This is a genomic window from Ruficoccus sp. ZRK36 (assembly GCF_019603315.1).
GTDB lineage: Bacteria > Verrucomicrobiota > Verrucomicrobiia > Opitutales > Cerasicoccaceae > Ruficoccus.
In genome coordinates this window covers 3,628,450-3,645,969 of sequence record NZ_CP080649.1, presented here as the reverse complement: position 1 = coordinate 3,645,969, position 17,520 = coordinate 3,628,450, and the positions used below count along the sequence as shown (strand labels likewise).

The 17,520-nt window shown below is 57.8% G+C and carries 16 protein-coding genes; 11 read left to right on the top strand and 5 right to left on the bottom strand.

Annotated features, from left to right (window positions below):
- Window positions 1-12: 12 nt before the first annotated feature.
- On the top strand, window positions 13-1,311 hold the full coding sequence (locus tag K0V07_RS15910; protein WP_220622379.1) for a cell division protein FtsZ: 1,299 nt from the start codon (window positions 13-15) through the stop codon (window positions 1,309-1,311).
- Between the two features lie 130 nt (window positions 1,312-1,441).
- Window positions 1,442-1,876 (top strand): Fur family transcriptional regulator, encoded by a 435-nt coding sequence (locus tag K0V07_RS15905; RefSeq protein ID WP_220622378.1) that lies wholly within the window; start codon window positions 1,442-1,444, stop codon window positions 1,874-1,876.
- Between the two features lie 165 nt (window positions 1,877-2,041).
- Here the strand turns inward: K0V07_RS15905 and K0V07_RS15900 are convergent, their stop codons facing one another.
- The 4 genes from K0V07_RS15900 to K0V07_RS15885 form a co-directional block, all read right to left on the bottom strand.
- Window positions 2,042-4,855 carry a thrombospondin type 3 repeat-containing protein gene (locus K0V07_RS15900; protein ID WP_220622377.1) on the bottom strand — a complete coding sequence of 938 codons (2,814 nt, stop codon included), beginning with the start codon at window positions 4,853-4,855 and terminating at the stop codon, window positions 2,042-2,044.
- Window positions 4,856-5,093: 238 nt separating this feature from the next.
- Window positions 5,094-6,455: a magnesium transporter gene (mgtE, locus tag K0V07_RS15895; RefSeq protein ID WP_220622376.1), complete on the bottom strand. Its 1,362-nt coding sequence runs from the start codon at window positions 6,453-6,455 to the stop codon at window positions 5,094-5,096.
- A 10-nt stretch (window positions 6,456-6,465) separates the two neighbouring features.
- The gene (locus tag K0V07_RS15890; protein ID WP_220622375.1) at window positions 6,466-7,029 is read right to left on the bottom strand and encodes an isochorismatase family protein; all 564 of its coding nucleotides are present in this window, start codon (window positions 7,027-7,029) and stop codon (window positions 6,466-6,468) included.
- A gap of 21 nt (window positions 7,030-7,050) precedes the next feature.
- A complete protein-coding gene (locus K0V07_RS15885; protein ID WP_220622374.1) occupies window positions 7,051-7,725 on the bottom strand; it encodes a metallophosphoesterase in 675 nt (224 codons plus the stop codon).
- Between the two features lie 80 nt (window positions 7,726-7,805).
- Here K0V07_RS15885 and K0V07_RS15880 point away from each other — a divergent pair, with 80 nt between their 5' ends.
- On the top strand, window positions 7,806-8,297 hold the full coding sequence (locus K0V07_RS15880) for a hypothetical protein (protein WP_220622373.1): 492 nt from the start codon (window positions 7,806-7,808) through the stop codon (window positions 8,295-8,297).
- 274 nt (window positions 8,298-8,571) lie between these two features.
- Here K0V07_RS15880 and K0V07_RS15875 read toward each other — a convergent pair whose 3' ends face one another.
- Complete coding sequence (locus K0V07_RS15875; RefSeq protein ID WP_220622372.1) at window positions 8,572-8,832, bottom strand: hypothetical protein; 261 nt, start codon at window positions 8,830-8,832, stop codon at window positions 8,572-8,574.
- A gap of 147 nt (window positions 8,833-8,979) precedes the next feature.
- Between K0V07_RS15875 and panB the strand changes: the two genes are divergently transcribed.
- The 8 genes from panB to K0V07_RS15835 all read left to right on the top strand — a co-directional run bounded on the left by panB (window position 8,980) and on the right by K0V07_RS15835 (window position 17,391).
- Window positions 8,980-9,759, top strand: coding sequence for a 3-methyl-2-oxobutanoate hydroxymethyltransferase (gene panB / locus K0V07_RS15870; protein ID WP_220622371.1), 780 nt, complete (start codon window positions 8,980-8,982; stop codon window positions 9,757-9,759).
- On the top strand, window positions 9,756-10,760 hold the full coding sequence (locus K0V07_RS15865) for an NAD(P)H-dependent glycerol-3-phosphate dehydrogenase (RefSeq protein ID WP_220622370.1): 1,005 nt from the start codon (window positions 9,756-9,758) through the stop codon (window positions 10,758-10,760). Before panB ends, K0V07_RS15865 begins: the two co-directional genes overlap by 4 nt.
- Entirely contained in the window at window positions 10,760-11,041 is a 282-nt protein-coding gene (locus tag K0V07_RS15860) for a hypothetical protein (RefSeq protein WP_220622369.1), read from the top strand. The genes K0V07_RS15865 and K0V07_RS15860 overlap by 1 nt, the downstream gene beginning before the upstream one ends.
- A 216-nt stretch (window positions 11,042-11,257) precedes the next feature.
- Window positions 11,258-12,664: an MFS transporter gene (locus K0V07_RS15855; protein WP_220622368.1), complete on the top strand. Its 1,407-nt coding sequence runs from the start codon at window positions 11,258-11,260 to the stop codon at window positions 12,662-12,664.
- A 185-nt stretch (window positions 12,665-12,849) separates the two neighbouring features.
- Window positions 12,850-13,518, top strand: coding sequence for an SET domain-containing protein-lysine N-methyltransferase (locus K0V07_RS15850; RefSeq protein WP_220622367.1), 669 nt, complete (start codon window positions 12,850-12,852; stop codon window positions 13,516-13,518).
- Window positions 13,519-13,637: 119 nt separating this feature from the next.
- Window positions 13,638-15,164 carry a pyruvate carboxylase subunit B gene (locus tag K0V07_RS15845; RefSeq protein WP_220622366.1) on the top strand — a complete coding sequence of 509 codons (1,527 nt, stop codon included), beginning with the start codon at window positions 13,638-13,640 and terminating at the stop codon, window positions 15,162-15,164.
- 34 nt (window positions 15,165-15,198) lie between these two features.
- Window positions 15,199-16,068 (top strand): hypothetical protein, encoded by an 870-nt coding sequence (locus K0V07_RS15840; RefSeq protein WP_220622365.1) that lies wholly within the window; start codon window positions 15,199-15,201, stop codon window positions 16,066-16,068.
- 579 nt (window positions 16,069-16,647) lie between these two features.
- Window positions 16,648-17,391, top strand: a complete 744-nt coding sequence (locus K0V07_RS15835) for a hypothetical protein (RefSeq protein WP_220622364.1) — start codon at window positions 16,648-16,650, stop codon at window positions 17,389-17,391.
- Window positions 17,392-17,520: the final 129 nt, after the last annotated feature.

The window sequence follows — 17,520 nt, the reverse complement described above, 5'->3', positions numbered from 1 at the left end:
GGAGCAGGCGCGATGGAGAACGAAAATTTCAGCAAGCAGGGTGGGATGTTCAGCGGCGAACTCGAAGGCGAGAACATCCGGATCAAGATCGTCGGCATCGGCGGAGCGGGCACCAACGCGGTGGACCGGCTCCAGCTCGACAGCGGCGGCTCAGTCAAGCTCGCGGCCCTCAATACCGATGCGCAGGCCTTGGCCAGCTCACCGCTTCCCGAAAAGGTCATGATCGGCCGCAATGTCACCCGTGGCCTGAGCACCGGGGGCGAAAGCGAGCTGGGTAAGAAGTCTGCCGAGGCGGACGCCGATGCCATCCGTGGCGTGCTCCGTGGGGTGGACTTGGTTTTTCTGCTCGTCGGTCTGGGCGGTGGCACCGGCAGCGGTGCGGCTCCCGTGGTGGCCAAGCTGGCCGCCGAAGAGGGCGCGCTCGTCATCGCATTTGTCACCCTGCCGTTTACCATCGAGGGAGCCAAGCGTCACGAGCAGGCAGAGGATGCGCTCGGCGACCTGCGCAAGAGCTGCGATGCGGTCATCCCGCTGCCCAACGACCTGCTCATGCAGATGCTCGATGACAACGCGACGGTGCTCGACGCCTTTGCCCAGGCGGATATCTGGATCGATCGCGGCGTGCGCTCGATCTGCACCATGCTGACCCAGACCGGGTTGATCAATCTGGACTTCGCCACCCTCCGCAAGGCTTTCTATAACCAGGGCGGCAAGACGCTCTTTGGGCTCGGCCATGGTGAAGGCGAAAACTGCGTGTCCGCGGCCATCGAAGACCTTAAGGCCTGCCCACTGCTCAACCTGCCCGAGTACGCCCGCAAGGCTGACCGCGTGCTGGTCAACATCGTGGGCGGCACAGACTTGGGCATTCGCCAGGTCAACGAGATCATGGCCGTGGTGAGCGAGCAGTTCGGCAGCCGTGAGAATACGATCCTGGGGGCGGTGATCGACGAGAGCCTCCAGCAGACGGTGGACATTTGTGTGATTGGTACGACCGATGTGGCCGGGAGCCGCTATGTGCGCCAGCCGGTTCGCAAGGCCGCTCCGACGCCTCCGCCCGCTATCGAGGACGAAGAGGAACCGGAAGAGCCCATCATGCGGACGGCCTCCGCCACCCAGACCGTCCACCCGGTCCACAAATCGAAACTCAAGAAGGGGGAGCCCGGCCGCGAAACCGATTGCCAGGAGGAGTTTATGTTTGTCTCCGAGGAGGAGCAGCGGGGCTACTTCGAGAAGACCGAGCGAAACATCTTCGAGGGCGAGGATCTGGACGTGCCGACCTTTATGCGGCGGGGCGTACGGATTGCTGTTTGATGCTATCTTGTGAGCGTTAGCCTCACGTCGGGATAAGTAGCGCTTTTTAGAATGGGTATAAATAAAGCGATTCGCGCCCTTGCCATGAGGCGTGGATGAATCCATATTCGAGGTATACTGTTTTATTCCCATGACACACGAGAAACCCCGAATCGACGACGCACTGGATGTCCTTCGACGTGAGCACTACCGAATCACGGAGCCACGCAAGGCCATGCTGAACGTGCTCGTGCAGGAGTCGAAGCCGCTGTCGGCTGAGCAGGTCCACCAGATGGTCGGGGCCGAAAAGGCCGATCTGGTAACGATTTATCGCAGTCTGGAAGCTTTTGAAAAGGCAGGGATTGTCCAGCGTTTCACCCTGGAGTCCGGTAAGGCTCTCTACGAGCTGGTGGAGGAAAATCACCATCACCACCACATCATTTGCCGTAAGTGCCACCGCGCCGAGAAACTCGATTTCTGTGAGGCGGAAAAACTCGAAGCTTTAGCGAAAAACCTCGGCTACGAAGACGTCCACCACGTACTTGAGCTCTACGGTGTCTGCGAAGACTGCCGCACCAAGGAGTAGGTATCGTAGCTCTTGTGACTTTTCGCCACGCCAGCCTGATCTGGTGGAAAACTCATGCCTCTCGTGTTATATCGGTAACACTGATAGGCACAGCTATGTGGATATAAAAAGCCGCCATGCATGTCGCATGACGGCTTTGACCAAAGAGTGTTCTAGGTTGCCCCGCTACATAGCAGGACTTACCGCGAAGTCCTGCTCAGGTGATACAATGCTCCCCATGCTTCCACTCGAGACGCTACTCCCAGAGTCAGGTGTGGGATAGTGGGCGCTCTCACTTCCGTAGCGCAGGCTGCCGCGAATGATGCCCGCTTGGTCCTTAGCGGTATAATCGGGGTGCTCGATGATGCCGCTCACACGGGTGGGAGTGTCCTGCTCAGTCATCAGTAGTAGCGAGAGCCCATCCATCTGATTGAGCTCATACTCATAGTCACCATCGGCGATGAGTGTCAGTGAGATCTTCTTTTTACGGTTCTCGATTGAGTAGGCGACGATGTGGTGTGTGATGAGATCCTCGTCGATGGCGGTGGAGAAGTAGTTCTTTTGGCCAGCGATTTTGACTGCGGATATGTACTTGTTGATGTTAACCGGCCCGGTCGCCGTCGAGAGCATCCAGCTGGCACCATCGCCATCCTCCGTGAAGTTCGTACGGATCTTCAACTCACCCGTGGGGTTCTCTACGTCGGCGATTTCAGCCAGCAATTCGCAGAAGGCTACGGTGTCGAGTACCTTCGTCTTGGAGAGACCATCTTCGTCCACGTAGATCAGAGTAAGCGAGGCGGTCACTGACTGCTGTGCATAGGCGACCGGAGCGTCCTTTTTCTGGAGCGGATTTGTGCCCAGTACGACCTCCATATAGTCGCTGTAGCCGTCATTGTCGGAGTCAGCCATGTAGGGCTTTAGTTTTAACTCTATCTCCTCTGCGTCAGTCAGACCATCCCCGTCTGTGTCGGCCAGCTTGGGGTCGCTCTTGTATTTGGCTTCTTCACTGTCGAGCAGGCCATCACCGTCCTGGTCACCGTCAAAAACCAATGAAAGACTGGTGTTGCGAGTGAGAGCTACGTCCACGGGGGCACCGGTATCGTAGTAGACCTTGAGGCCCATGTTTTCTTCATCAATGGACGAAAGGGTCGCATAGATGCTGTAGGTGGAACCGGCGGGGAGATAGACGGTGGTGGTCAGGCTGCCTTTGGTGTCCATCATGAGGCCCGCGTCGTAGGCCTTGCCGTCGATATAGAGATTAAATATCTGAGGGATGTCGAGTTTGACGCGGCTGGCCATTTTCGCGGAGATCTTAATGCTGGCCGGAAAAACAGCCGAATCACTCGGGTCGGTTCCCGCTTCAATCTCAGCCCCATCGCTCATTCTGTCCTTGTCGGAGTCGCTCAGGAGGGGATTGGTGCCGTAGGTGTTCGATTCTGCCCAGTTTGAGAGGCCGTCTGAGTCCGAGTCGTACAGATCGTACAAACGCGAGAAAGTGATGTTCTCGACCTCGGTCTCAATATCGGACTTTCTGGAATCAAAAGCGATTTTCGCGTATCGATCCGTGACGGCGAGGCTGGCGCTGACTCCTGCCAAAAAGTTGTCTTCGCTGTCCGGTGAATTGTTGAAAATGATTACGCTTTCGCCATTCTCATAACCGATTCCATATTGGCCCCAGATGTAGTCGTAGCCCTTCTTTTGCGTCTGCGTGTAAAGGATGTACTCTCCGTCGCCATTGAGGATGATATAGGCATTGCTGGTTATTCCGGCGACACGGACCTTTCCCTTATAGAGGCCGAACTCGCTGCTTGGTTCATGCCGCATTCCTGCCAGGGTAAGGCTTTGGGCGTCAAAGACCCCGTAGGATGCCGTCGTGACCAGCCCCATTTTATTGCCCTCGGTCATGAGGGAATATAAAGTGTCTCCGTATATATCTTTTGCTGTTCCGATCCCTTGTTTGTCCCATGTGAGCGTGAAGGAATACGAGACGGTGCCGTCATCAGCGACGAGATAGCCCTTCTTCTCCAGATAGCTTGTCACGGCCTGCAGAGAGTCGCTGTCCAGCTCGCTCAGGTCCTCTGTGCAGAATACCATGGCCGAGGATGAAGATACGGGAGCCATGAGCAGTGAGTAGCCATCGAGCTCAACAGAGTAGATATCCGGCTGGGGGATATTGTCAGAGAGATCTTCAACACCCAAGTAATCCGCGAGATACTCGTATGCGTCATAGACTCTGTTTTTGTCGGAGTCAGCCGTTGTTTCGTCTGTGCCGTAGTACGCTTCGACGTAGTTGCAGAGTCCGTCTGCATCGCTGTCGAAAAAGTTGAGGTTCTGCGTCATGTCCAGGACGACATGCACTCCGTCATCGTCGATGTAGTCGTAGGTGAGTTTGTATCTGCCGGGCGTTAAGTCTGTGTAGACAATCGAGGGCGCCGAGGTGCTGCTCTTTGCGTAGGAGCTGACGCTGGGGATGCGCTCCATGACGACCTCACTTCCACTGCGGAGATACATATAGACATCTCCATCGGGTAAAAGGTACGCCTCACCTCTCACTGATATGGTGCTACCCATGTAGTAGCCCTTCCCCGAGACCGAGTACCTGCCAGCATCACCGTAGTATGGGCTCCAGTTGACTCGCTCAGTATTACTGGTGCTGACCATTGTGTCCTGCTCCAGACTGCTAATGGTGAAGCTGCCGTCATCATTGACCTGGCATCCGACCAAATACTTGTTGTGGGTCTTGAACTTTCCGTAGCCTTCGTCATCTACGTTGAACCTAACCGTTTCAACCCACTGGTCTTCTTCGTCATTATTGGCTAGCCATACCGTTGCCTTGTTTCTGGCGTCCACATAGACGATGAAAAATCCATCTTCGGCGTAATAGCCGTATTTATAGGTCGTTAATTCGTAGTCCCCCCGGTAAATCCCGTGATAGGATTCGGCCTTCAGGCCGAGCGTGCATAAGAACAGGCAGAGTGAGACGAGTATTAATTGCTTCATGGCAAGACGGCGTTTGGGAAGATTATGTTCATGCTGTGATATAGGCGGGTGTCAAATACTTTATTAATATTGTTTTTATTCAAATTAGATATTCTAATTGTAACATTAGCATGTGGGGCATGTCCTTCATGTTAGGGATCAAAGTGGACTGGCCAGCGGCACACGTTACTGCACACACGAATCCGTGTATGTTGCCGGGCAACCGCCTGTGGGATGCGGTTTATTGCCACTGCTTGCGTTAAAGCAGTATCCAGGTGCCGAGGCTGAGGAAGACGGCGAAGCTGAAGATGTCCGTCGAGGCCGTTAGAAAGATGTTACTGGACTGAGCCGGGTCGAATCCGAGCTTGTTTAGCATCAGAGGGATAAAGGCCCCGGCCATGCCCGCAAAGCACATGGCGACCACCATGGCGCTGAAGATGACGACGGAGATCATCGGGTTACCGGTGAAGACGCCGACACTGACCGCGGCGATCATGCCGATGAACAGGCCGTTGATCAGGCCCTTGAACATCTCCCGCATGCACACACGGCGGTCTTCACCGCTGTGGATGTCCCCCAGGGCGATACTGCGGATGAGGATCGCGAGGGTCTGAGCCCCGGTATTACCGCTGAGCCCTGCGACCACGGGCATGCAGGCGGCGAGGATGGCCATCCTGCTGATCTGGTCCTCAAAGGCGTAGACCACGCTGCCTGCCAGCATTGCCGTGACGAGGTTGATCATCAGCCAGGGGCTGCGCCGCTGGATGCTCTGAAAGACCGGGTCGTTCACGGCCTCGTCCCCCCCGGCACCCATGAGCATCTGGATGTCCTCCGTGGCCTCGGACTGGACAATGTCGAGCACGTCATCATGCGTGACCATCCCGACCAGCCGGTTGTTGACGTCGACCACGGGCACAGCGTTGAGGTTGAGCTGGGCCATGGTGCGGGCCACGTCTTCCTGGTCCATATCGACGGAGCAGATGCCCTGCAGGTCGCTGTTCATGATGTCACGCAGGTAGTCCAGCGGGCCATGCATGACCAGGTCGCGCATGGAGACGACACCGAGCAGGCGGTTCTCCTCATCGACCACGTAAACGTAAAAGATATGCTCCAGCTCGTCATTGAGGCGCTGGATGTGCCGGACGGTCTGGATGACGGTCATGCTCGGGCGGGCCGTGGCGACCTCGGTCGTCATGATACCACCGGCAGTATCGGGCTCGTAGGCGATGAGCTCGCGCATGGTAGCGGCTGTCTCGTCGTCCACCTTGCCCAGGAGGCGCTCGCGGTCGGCGTCCTCCATCTCGTTCATGATGTCGGCGCTGTCGTCGGGGTCGAGTTCCTCCAGGATCTTGACCGCGCGCTTTTCGCGCATGGCCTCGACGACATCGGCGGCATCCTCGGCGTCCATCTCCGATAGAATGTCCGTGGTGTGCTCAAGCGGGATGAGGCGCAGCACATCGCGGCGGCCATCCACATCGAGGCGGGAGAGGAAACTGCCGACCGTGTAGGGCGAGGTTAACTCGATGCGGTGCGCATCAAGGCCCTCAACGCCTTTTTCGGTGTAAAGCTTACGCAGTTCGTCGAGTGTGTAAGCCTCGACGTTGGCGGGGGGAGCGGGCATGTCGTTCACATCAGCCATACTGCTTGACCAATTGGGTAAAGGACCGGAAGGCGGGGTGTCGCGAATCGGAGAGCAGGCTGTAGAAAACGGTTTCGGTGGGGAGAATATGACAGGCGGCGTGCCGGAGTGCACGCAGAATCTGCTCGCCGTCATCAGAGCGGCGGCAGGTGAGGGCGTCCGAGAGCAGGGTGACGCCGTAGTCCTCGTTTTGGGCTGCCAGAGCGGTCTGGTAAACGCAGATAGGGGTCTCCAGCCCGGCGATGAGCAAGTGCTCGGTCTCTCCCTCCTGCAGATAGGCTTCCAGGCCGGGGGCCTGTAAAGCGGAGAACGACGTTTTACCGAAGACGGAGGCATCGGGGGCCAGCGCGAGCAGCTCGGGCAGGGTGGGGCCGAGCTTGTCGGGCATCTGCTCGGTAAAGACGACGTCGATGCCCAGTAGGTGAGCCGCGCTCACGGCGAGCGAACATCGGGCCATGACACTCTCTCGGTCGGGCATGACCTTGAGGAAGGTTTCCTGCATATCGAGGACAAGCAGGATGATTTTGCGGGAGAGTTGGCCGGTATCGTCGTTCATGGAAGTGGTGGCTAGTGGTGTCTAAATGTAGGTTTTGCGGGCGGGGACCTGAAGGAATTTTTCAGCTTTGACATCGTAGGCGGTGAGCTTGCCGCCGTAGACGCAGCCGGTGTCAATGCACAGGGACCAGGGGCGGCGGAAAATGTCGGGGCGCGGTGTGTGGCCGTAGATGACGAAGGGCGGTCCCTTCCAGGCTTCGGCCCAGCTGACGCCATTGGATAGTTTGGAGCGCTTGCCGTACTCGGAGGGGTTGTCCGGGTTGATCACCTGGATGGAGGTGACGATCTCGGCGCCCTGCTCGGACCAAGCTGTGGTGGGGAGAAACCCTCCATGGACGAAGACTGTCTCCTGCTCGGGGTAGGAAATGGTCAGCTCGCAGCTCTCCAGAAAGGCCCAGTCATCCCGGCCGATCTGCTTGAGGGTCTCCCAGTCGTAGTCCTTCAGGACGGTGGGGTCGCCCTCATGGCGGTAGCGCAGGAGGCGCAGCTCATGGTTTCCGAGCAGGCAGCGGGCGTTACCGAGGGTTTTTACGCGCTGGAGCACGCGGGAGGTGGCCGGGCCGCGGTTTACGATGTCACCGAGGAAGATCAGGGTGTCGTCAACGCTCGGCGCTATCTTGTCGAGCATTTCCTCCAGCTCGTCCGCACAGCCGTGCACGTCGCCGATCGCAATGAGTCTTCCTTGTTCGTCCCCCATAGTTCCTTATTTAAAACAGGCTTTTTCCTTGTAGCGGCCCCTACCATGCAAACAATTCCTTTCGACTGGAACAAAAAACTATGGATTGGCAGTTTAAACCCCCGGCCCGCGAGTCAACCGTCTCCGGCGAAGCTTTCTCTGAAGGCGAGATCGTCGTCTGTATCCTTCACCTGGATGAGGAGAGGCAGCTCCAGCGCACAGACCTGCGTGAGGCAGAGGCCGAGGAGTTTTCCGCGCCGGGCGGTGTGCTCGGGCGCTGGCGCCGCGAGGTGAAGACTCCCAATGAGGAGGCCAAAGAAGCCCGCCGCCAGCTCATGGCCACCACGGAGGAGCTGTTTATCTCGCTCTACGAGGAGAATGACGCCGAGGGCGAGGAAGACCGGGCAGTGCTCAAGCAGCTCCTGGGGCTCATGCTGGAGCGTAAGCGTATCCTCCGCCGGGTAGGCCCGATGGCCGATGGCGTGCAGCGCTACCGCCACCCGAAGCAGGACCGCGAGTACGATGTGCCGATGGGCGATCTCGATCCCGAAAAACTCACCCGCGTCCAGGAACAGCTCCAACTGCTGGTGTGAGGGGGAAATGCGGGGCTGCGCACCCCGCACCCGCGGCAGGCGGAGCCTGCACTTTCGATGCTACGCATCGTGTCAGCGATTGTTTGAACCAGTTTTACTGGTTCAAACAATCGCTGAGCAAAGCATCAAAACTGGGGTCGCCACCATTTCTGCGAGTTCATCAGAGTCTCCCGGTCGTTTGTTATCCAACTTTCAAATTCTCAAACCCGGAACTCTCAAACGCTCTTCATGGGGTCGGCCCCATCAATGCTAGAGCAGGCATTCCGCCCGCCGGTCAGGGTTGGAACATAAAAAGCGCGTGGGCGCTCTCCCAGATGATCCAACCAGCCCCTACGACGAGGGCGAGGATGCCCAGCACGCGCAGCCAGTTTCTGCGCAGCTCGGAGGGGGTATATTTACTGGAGCCCTCGCGGGTGAACGCCGTGTAGGTGAAGCGCCGGAAGCGATTCTTCGGGCGGGTACGACCAGACAGGCGGCGGCGCGAGTTGCGCTGCTGCCGGTGGTGGTAAAGCCAGCGATAAAATCGACCGATCACAGGAGCGCGATTATCCCGAGCCCGGTGCGCAATGCAATCTTTTGCGCTGTGACTGCGCCCGCATCGTGTTTGAGGTGGCCCAAGTCCTTTAGTCTGGCAGACATACAAGCTTGCAAGGGGGGAGGGGAATGATTGCGATAAACGGGTATGGGAAAAGTGAGCACCCGTGACATCCGTAAGCTCAAGGGCACGCGACCCGTGGTCTGCGTAACCGCTTACGACAGCACTATGGCCGGACTGGCCAGCGAGGCCGGTATCGACCTGATTCTCGTCGGCGACACGCTGGGGCCGATGCAGCTGGGTTTTGAAACAACCGTGCCGGTGACCGTTCCCATGATGTTGCAGGCTGCCTCGTCTGTCGTGCGCGCGAAGCCCAATTCCCTCGTGGTCGCGGACATCCCCTTTGGCGTCGTACGGCGCAGCACCGACTACGTGCTGGAGGTCTGCTGCCGCTTCATGCAGGAGGCCGGGGTTGACGCGGTCAAGATCGAGGGCGGCGAAGACCTGGCCCCGGTGATTGCCACGCTGACCGCCTCCGGGGTGCCGGTGCTCGGCCATATCGGTCTGCTCCCGCAGCAGGTTTACCAGCTGGGCGGGTACCGCAAGTTTGGCAAGACCGAGGAGCAGCGTGTGCAGCTGATCCGTGACGCTCAGGCGCTGGAGCAGGCAGGTGTCTTTGCCATCGTTTGCGAGATGGTTGCCGCCGAGACTGCGACTGCCGTGAGCGAAGCCATTGGCGTGCCGACGATCGGCATCGGCAGTGGAGTCGGCTGTGACGGACAGGTGCTCGTCTCCACGGATATGCTGGGGCTCACCTCCGGCTATGTACCGTCTTTCGTCAAGCAATACGCGAATTTGCGCTCAACCATCGCCGACGCCTTTAAGTCGTACGCCTCAGACGTGCGCGAAAGAAAATTTCCCTCATGAACATCGCTGTCCTCGGAGCCGGGGCGTGGGGCACGGCCCTCGCGCTGCATCTTTCCCGCCAAAACCACCGCGTCACGCTGTGCCCGCGCCGCTTCGAGCATGCGCTTGAGCTGGCCAGTGCCCGCGAGAACCGCGACTACCTGCCCGGTTTCAGTTGGGGGCCGGACTTGCAGATCGGCTGCGAGTTCAAGCCCGTCCTGATGGAGGCCGAGCTGATCGTGCTGGCTTGCCCGATTCGGGGTCTGCGTGATTTTTGTCAGCAAATAGCCGAGGCGCGTGAGTCGGCCTGGCAGGCGCAGATGATCGTCACCCTCTGTAAGGGGGTGGAGATGGAGTCGCTGCATGCGCCCAGTGAGATCGTGGCCGAGCTGGTTCCCGGTATTGCCGTGGGGGCACTCTCCGGTCCCTCGAATGCGGCCGAAGTCGCTGCTGGCAGCCCGACGGCGGTTGTGCTGGCCTCTGAGGCGGAGGACGAGCTGACCGCGCGCATGCAGGAAGCCTTTAACGGGGATGCCCTGCGTGTGTACCGCTCGGGAGACCTGCGAGGCGTCGAGCTGGGGGGCGCCTTAAAAAACATTTACGCCATCGGCGCGGGGCTCTGCGACGGGCTCAAGCTGGGCGATAACGCCAAGGCCGCTCTGCTGACCCGCTCGCTGCACGAGATGGTACGCCTCGGGATCGCTCTGGGGGGCCAGGCGGAGACTTTTTATGGCCTCAGTGGGGTCGGCGACCTCATGGCCACGAGCTTCGGGGCCTGGAGCCGCAACCGCGGTTTTGGGGAAGCTGTGGGGCAGGGCAAACTCGTTGCTGATCTGCTGGACCACCGGCGCACGGTGGTCGAGGGCTACGGTGCGACCGAGGGCTACTCGCGCATCGTAAAAAAGTGCGGGGCCCGCACACCCATTCTTGATCAGCTGCACGAAATCCTCTATAACGGAGTCGAACCACGAGAGGCGCTGGGTGCCTTACTCTCCCGGAGCCTTAAGCCAGAACACCAGTAATGAACGCACCGGACACACCACGCTTCCTCATGGTCGAGCACCGTGAAGGCGAGCGGGTGAGCGTCATCGTCCACCATCTGGATAAGCCCCGCCTGTGGGTCGAGTTTGAGCCGCGTCTGGATGGCTCGGGGAATGTCACCGGTGGGGTACTTAAGCGCGTCTGCGCGGAGAACTCCTGGGTCGGTGGTTATAAGCAGTGCTCGCGACTGGTCGGGCAGGCCGAAAAGTTCTTCCACCGCTCGGTGGAGGCGGGGATCCCTGCCCACCGTTTTTCCCTCTGATGGGATGCTTCCGAGAGGGGCACTATACTGTGCTAGTAAAATACGATTCGGGAAAACCTCGGCTGTAGAAAATCCCTGAACCCCTCTTGTTTACTGGGGTTGTGGCTGAAGTAAATCTATCATTCATGTAGATGATTAGTTTTAACTATAAAGGCCACGTTGATAACCCTTGAACATGTTTAACCGGGAATCATACTGCGCATTTTTACTCGTTCGATGATCTCAAAACTACTGCCCTCCAATATCCATAAGAAGCACGGTCACAAGACTTGGAAAGTCGGGACCATAACGTATACCTTCGGGGGGCTGCTCGCGCTTTTCGGGTGGTTGTTCCTCGGGGACTTTGCCTGGTCGACGCGTGACCGCTCAGTGGGACCGATGTCCCAGTGGTACCTCAGCGAGATGGAGGTTCCCAATTGGGTGTTCGGCCTGATTGTCAGCTCCTTCCCGGCTTTTATCGGTCTGATCCTCGGACCGATCATCAGCGTGAAATCCGACCGTCACCGCGGGAAGTGGGGCCGTCGTATTCCCTTCTTGATGATCACGACGCCGTTCGCGGCGGTGGGTATCCTCGGTATCGCTATTACGCCGCTGATTGCCAGGTGGGTGCACTCGCACTTTCCGGATGAGCCTGAGTGGGTCGTGGCGGTGATATGCTTCGCAGTGTTCTGGGCCTTCTTCGAGTTTGCGACGATCGCAGGTCGCGCGGTGTTTGGTGGTCTGATTAACGACGTTGTTCCTCGGGAGCTTCTCGGGCGCTTCTACGGACTGTTCCGAGCGATCAGCCTGATCGACGGGATTGTCTTCAACTACTGGATCATGGGGCATGTGCCGGAGTACTTTACGCTGATTCTGACGATTGTCGGCGTGTTCTACGGCTGCTCGTTCATGGTTGTGTGTTTTAAGGTCAAGGAGGGCGACTATCCGCCGCCTCCCCCCAAGGATCCGGATAAGCCGAACCTGATGGTAGGGTTCTGGCGCGGGGCAAAGCTGTATGTGAAGGAATGTTTTACCAACCCTTACTATCTGCTGATCTTCCTGCTCTTCACCTTCGGGACACTGACCTATATGCCAGTGAATCTCTTTGCACTGCCCTATGCCCACCATCTGAATGTGAGCATGGATATGTACGGTAAGGCGCTTGCCCTAACCTTTACGATCTCGCTCTGCCTGTCGTACTTCCTGGGCTGGCTGGTGGACCTGTTTCACCCCTTGCGCATGATCATGATCTGTTTTGTCATGTACATCCTGGCGACTCTCTGGGGGTTGTTCTTCTCAAACAGTCAAGAGGGCTACCTGATCGCATGGGTGGCGCACGGGGTGACCTCGGGCTGCTTCTTTACGACGGACGCCTCACTGGGGATGCGCCTTTACCCGCACAGCAAGTTCGCCCAGTTCTCCTCGGCCGGGGGGATCTTTACCTCGATGTGTGCGATCGCGATCGGACCTTTTGTTGGAACTATTATTGATGTGAGTGGCGACAGGTATCAGTTGATCTACGGCTGTGGTCTGGTGCTTGCGGTTATCTCGCTGGTTCTCGCTCTCGCAGTCTACCGCAAGATGCAGAACTACGGTGGCCTGGACAACTATGTGGCTCCCGGCGATACCGAGGTCGAGCGCTAAGCACACCGAGCGTGACTCGCAATTTCTCATTCACCCCTGTCCCCGGCTTTGGCCGGGGGCAGCTGGTGGAGGGGCCTTTATCGAAGCAGCACCTCAGGTGCTGCTTTTTTGTGTGAATAAAAACGAGGCGGTGCGGTGCTTGGGGCTTGCGCCACGGGGCAGGGCATCTGAATGTTGGAGGCTTTATGGCAAAAAAAGAAGAGGGCCAGCTTTGGGAACTGCGTAAGTCCAGCATCCACAACCAGGGGATGTTTGCCACTGCCGACATCGAGGCGGGGACGCGCGTCATCCAGTACATCGGCGAGAAGATCCCGAAAAAGGAATCGACCCGTCGTGCGCTCGAGTGGGAGGAAAAAGCCCGCAAGAAGGGCGAAGGGCTGGTCTACATCTTTGATCTGAACAAGCGCTACGATCTGGACGGGAATGTGCCCAACAACCCGGCCAAGTACGTTAACCACTCCTGTGACCCCAACTGCGAAGCAGTCAACTATGACGGCGAGATCTGGATCGTCTCCATGCGGGACATCAAGGAAGGCGAGGAGCTGGGCTTTGACTACGGCTACGATATCCAGCACTTCATGGACCACCCCTGCCGCTGTGGATCCGAGAACTGCATCGGCTACATCGTGGCGCGCGAGTTCTGGCCCAAGCTGCGCAAGCTGCTGAAAAACAAGAAAAAGGCCGAGAAGATCGGTCGTAAGAAAGCCAAGGCCGCCGAGGAGGAAAAGCCGAAGCGCAAAAAGAAAGCCGCGAAAAAGGCCCTCAAGAAGTCAGCCGTCAAAAAGAAGAGCGCTGATAAGAAAGCCGCGAAAAAGAAGAAGAAGGCGGCCAAGAAAGCGTCCAAGAAGAAGTAGCACCGTCGTTGGCGAAAGTCAGAGGCAACGGTTGGAAAGGCTTTAAGGTCGCTTAATGATCGCAGGTTCATGCGATCAAAGAGTTGTCAGGGGCAAGTTAATGGGTTTATTACTCTACCATGAGCGATAGCGTTCCCGTTACTTTCAACAACAATGTCCTGCGCGATGGGCACCAATCCCTCGCGGCCACCCGCATGAAGACCGAGCAGATGCTGCCGGTCTGTGAAGATCTCGATAACTGCGGCTTCGGTGCGCTGGAGACCTGGGGTGGGGCGACGATCGACTCTGGGCTGCGCTTTTTGGATGAATTTCCCTTTGACCGGCTCGACGCTCTGAAAAAAGCCTGCCCAAAGACCCCGCACATGATGCTCCTGCGTGGGCAGAATATCGTGCAGTACGCGCACTTCCCGGACGACGTGGTCTCCAGCTTCATCAAGCTCTCGGCCAAGCACGGGATGAACATTTTCCGCATTTTCGACGCCCTTAACGACCCGCGTAACATGGAGACGGCCATCCGCGCCGCCCGTGAGGCCGGGGCAGAGGCGCACGGCACCATTTGCTACACCACCAGCCCCGTCCACACGACGGAGAAGTTTATCGAGCTGGGTAGCCGCCTGGAGGCCATGGGGGCCACCGGTATCGTCCTCAAGGACATGGCCGGCCTCGTCCCGCCCATGCGCGCTGCCGCTATCATCGCCGGACTCAAGTCCAAGGTGAAGATCCCGGTGTGGATGCACACCCACGAAACCGCCGGCCTCGGCGCTGCCACCTACATGGCCGCGATTGATGCCGGTGTTGACGCCGTTGACCTGGGCGTGATCCCCTTTGCTAATGGTACCGGCCAGCCTGACACTTCCCGTATGCTGGCTTTGCTGGAGGGCCACCCGCGCGCCCCGAAGTGGTCTTCGGAGAATGACGAGCGCCTGGCTCGCGTACGTGCGCACCTGAACAAGGTTTATGCCGAACTGAGCGACTTCACCAGCCACAAGAACGAGATCGTGGACACCGATACCCTGATCTATCAGGTCCCCGGTGGCATGCTCTCGAACTTCCGCAACCAGCTCAAGGAGCAGAAGATGGAAGACAAGTTCGAGGAAGTCTTTGCCGAGATCCCCGTCGTCCGCAAAGCCCTTGGCTGGATCCCGCTGGTGACGCCGACCTCGCAGATCGTCGGTATGCAGGCCTTCCTCAACGTGAAGTTTGGCCGCTGGAAGCAGATTTCTCCGCAGGCTGCCGATATCGCACTAGGGTATTATGGCACTACGCCCGCTCCGGTGGATAAGGATCTCCAGATGCTGGCTGCCAAGCAGTTCCAGAAGGACCCGATCACCTGCCGCCCGGTTGAAGCCCCCGGCTCCAACCACAAGCACATGGATGATCTGAAGAAGGAACTCACCGAAAAGGGTCTTCCCAACGACGACGAGCACTGCGTGATCCACGCGATGTTCCCGGCTCAGCTGGAAAAGCATTACGCCCCGAAGGAAGCTCCGGCCCCGGCTGCCGCTCCGGCTCCGGCACAGCAGCCGGTTCAGGTCTCTGCGCCCGCCGCTGCACCGGCCTCCTACACTTCGGTTCCCGGACGTGTGACGCGCCTGAGCCTGAAAATTGAGGGGAAGCAGCACGACGTATCAATTGAAGAACTTTAGTAGCAGAATCTAGGGTGAGTAGTCTAGGCTTGCCTTGCCCGAGGCATCGATTCTAGACTACTCACAAATGATACCCCAACGGAGCTATGCTTCGCCTTTAAAGGCACAAGCATGTGGCAGGAGTTTCCTGTTTATACCCCTCTTCGTACTTATTACAGGAAGCCTCTGGGCGCAGCCTGCCCCTGCCTCTTCTGAGCCTGAGAATACAGATTCCCGGGCCCAGCAGGTAGACATCGACGAGGCGTCGAAGGCAGCTGCATCTGCGAAAATCAACGATCTGTATTACCAGCTCGATGGGGGCAGCCGGGTAAAGGATGAGCCCGCAGCGACGCAGGCTGGTCATGCAAAGCCGGTACTTCATGCCAGCTCTAAGCTCTGGTGGCGAATCTGGCTGGGTGGGGCAGGCGTAGCGGCGTGCTTCATCGTCTACCTGCTGTTGCTGTGGCGCAGCGTTCGCAAAGGCTATAAGCACGCAGGCCGTGTATCCAAGCGTGAGCCATTGCTGGAAAAATCATTGCTATCCCGGCCACTCGAGGCTGGCAGTACGATCAACCGTGATCAGGAAGAAGATCGTTGGAAAAAGCATGCCCGCAGTAGCAGTAGAGGTCGCCACCGCCGATCCGCTGCCCGGCCGACTGAATTTTTGAAGAAAGAAGGACCCATCAAGCCGGACCTTCGCCCCTTCCGCCGACCGCATTCCGGTGCTCCTTTTCCATGCCCGCCCGGGCATATGCCCCCTCCGCCCCCTCCCTACGGTCCGGTGCTCTATCATATCCCTCCCGGTCCGATGCCCCAGAACGCGGGTTTTTTCATGCCGATGATTACGCCAGCACCCTTCCCGTATCAACCTGAGCAAAACACGGTTGAACTCCCTGAGGAGCAGGAAGCGGAAGTGAAACAATAGGGACAGCCGGTTACGGTTGTACCAAAGTCAGCTGCACTCGCTGTATGCTCATGTCGGCACATGTCGCATGGGCAATTTCGACACCTGTTGTGGGGTCGTTTTATTGTCCGTTTGAGGATTAGCGTCATTTGTTGCGAATCTGGGCTTTTTACCCTATTTGGGGTAGCCTTGGGTTGTGGTGCTGCAGGATCTGCCATGTATGTCGTTACCGGATTTTGACATGCTTTGTACTGGACCGCCAAGTGGCATGCAATAAGCTACACTTTCATTGGGTCTTAGAGAAAGTTATGGTGCTCAACGAGCATCATTGGGGTTAAACATAAAATTTATGCTATGAACACTCACTGTGGTATGGGGTTATTCAGGCAGCATGTCTGCCGTATTATATTATGCGCATTTATGGGCTTTGCGTTACACTATGAACTACGGGCTAATGGCGTTTCCGGGCCTCCCGCTATTGACTCCCAAGAGACCGCATCTGCAGCGGATGGGACAGGAGCGGAAAGATCGTCGCTGGGGCTGAGTGACAAAGCGATTTCTGAAGACGGTGAAACGACCGCTCAGCAGACATTACCCGCGATGACGTCGAAGCTGCCGACGGAACTGGCACAGAAGCTGAAGGATCAGCGTAAACTGTCCGATGAGACGGTTCAGTACCGTGAGCAGCTCGAAAAGCGTCTGACCGATCGAATCCTCGCCTATAACGCAATCGTACCTGGGGCGAGCGAGACGACGGCGGATGAGCCTCAACGGGCCGAGGTTGATGAGAGTAACTACCAGATGGCTAAGGCGTTTCCGGGGGAGCAGGCTTCCTATGTGAATTCTCCTCGTGGATCCTTCAAGTGGTTGCTGTGGATCGGCTTTAAGGGGGTCCTCGCGATTATGGCCTTTTGTTTGTTGCTGCTGGTCCGCAATATCCGCCGTCAGCGTGAGCTGGAGGAATCCGATGGCTTTGAAGAACAGTTGGCAGAAATGCTGCGCAAAGCCAGGGAAGAGGCGACCCTGATGCACGAGCTCGACGATATGAGCTACGTCAAAGCGAATGAACTCCATGGTGAGCAAGGTTTAAGCGGTCCCGCTAAAGCATCTTTCATGAAGAAGGTCGGCCCCATCCGCCCCGATGCGCCGGCGCGGCCCCGCGAATACGCCAGTATGCCTGCTGCTCCTCAGCAGTCCATGATGCCGCCAAGTCCTTTGGTCGGCCCTGTCGCTCCAAACACCAGAGTGGTCTATATGCCGGTGATCATCTCTGACGATGGAGCGCCGAAGCCGCCAGTGTTCACCCGCAAACCCGACTTCCAGCGTCCGGCACGGGCGATGTAGAGCCCGTTAGCTCTTCTTAATCATTTTTTCCAGGAGCCGCATGTATGTGCGGCTCTTTTTTTGTACCGTTGCTGCACCGCTTGATTGTCGGATCGTTTTGCCTCGGGCTCTGTGCTCAGGGGAAATCGT

What these genes read in the sequence shown, in the direction of transcription:
- K0V07_RS15910 (WP_220622379.1), top strand. Translation starts at nt 13, where the DNA reads ATGGAGAACGAAAATTTCAGCAAGCAGGGTGGGATGTTCAGCGGCGAA.
- K0V07_RS15905 (WP_220622378.1), top strand. Translation starts at nt 1,442, where the DNA reads ATGACACACGAGAAACCCCGAATCGACGACGCACTGGATGTCCTTCGA.
- K0V07_RS15900 (WP_220622377.1), bottom strand. Translation starts at nt 4,855, where the DNA reads ATGAAGCAATTAATACTCGTCTCACTCTGCCTGTTCTTATGCACGCTC.
- mgtE (WP_220622376.1), bottom strand. Translation starts at nt 6,455, where the DNA reads ATGCCCGCTCCCCCCGCCAACGTCGAGGCTTACACACTCGACGAACTG.
- K0V07_RS15890 (WP_220622375.1), bottom strand. Translation starts at nt 7,029, where the DNA reads ATGAACGACGATACCGGCCAACTCTCCCGCAAAATCATCCTGCTTGTC.
- K0V07_RS15885 (WP_220622374.1), bottom strand. Translation starts at nt 7,725, where the DNA reads ATGGGGGACGAACAAGGAAGACTCATTGCGATCGGCGACGTGCACGGC.
- K0V07_RS15880 (WP_220622373.1), top strand. Translation starts at nt 7,806, where the DNA reads ATGGATTGGCAGTTTAAACCCCCGGCCCGCGAGTCAACCGTCTCCGGC.
- panB (WP_220622371.1), top strand. Translation starts at nt 8,980, where the DNA reads ATGGGAAAAGTGAGCACCCGTGACATCCGTAAGCTCAAGGGCACGCGA.
- K0V07_RS15865 (WP_220622370.1), top strand. Translation starts at nt 9,756, where the DNA reads ATGAACATCGCTGTCCTCGGAGCCGGGGCGTGGGGCACGGCCCTCGCG.
- K0V07_RS15860 (WP_220622369.1), top strand. Translation starts at nt 10,760, where the DNA reads ATGAACGCACCGGACACACCACGCTTCCTCATGGTCGAGCACCGTGAA.
- K0V07_RS15855 (WP_220622368.1), top strand. Translation starts at nt 11,258, where the DNA reads ATGATCTCAAAACTACTGCCCTCCAATATCCATAAGAAGCACGGTCAC.
- K0V07_RS15850 (WP_220622367.1), top strand. Translation starts at nt 12,850, where the DNA reads ATGGCAAAAAAAGAAGAGGGCCAGCTTTGGGAACTGCGTAAGTCCAGC.
- K0V07_RS15845 (WP_220622366.1), top strand. Translation starts at nt 13,638, where the DNA reads ATGAGCGATAGCGTTCCCGTTACTTTCAACAACAATGTCCTGCGCGAT.
- K0V07_RS15835 (WP_220622364.1), top strand. Translation starts at nt 16,648, where the DNA reads ATGACGTCGAAGCTGCCGACGGAACTGGCACAGAAGCTGAAGGATCAG.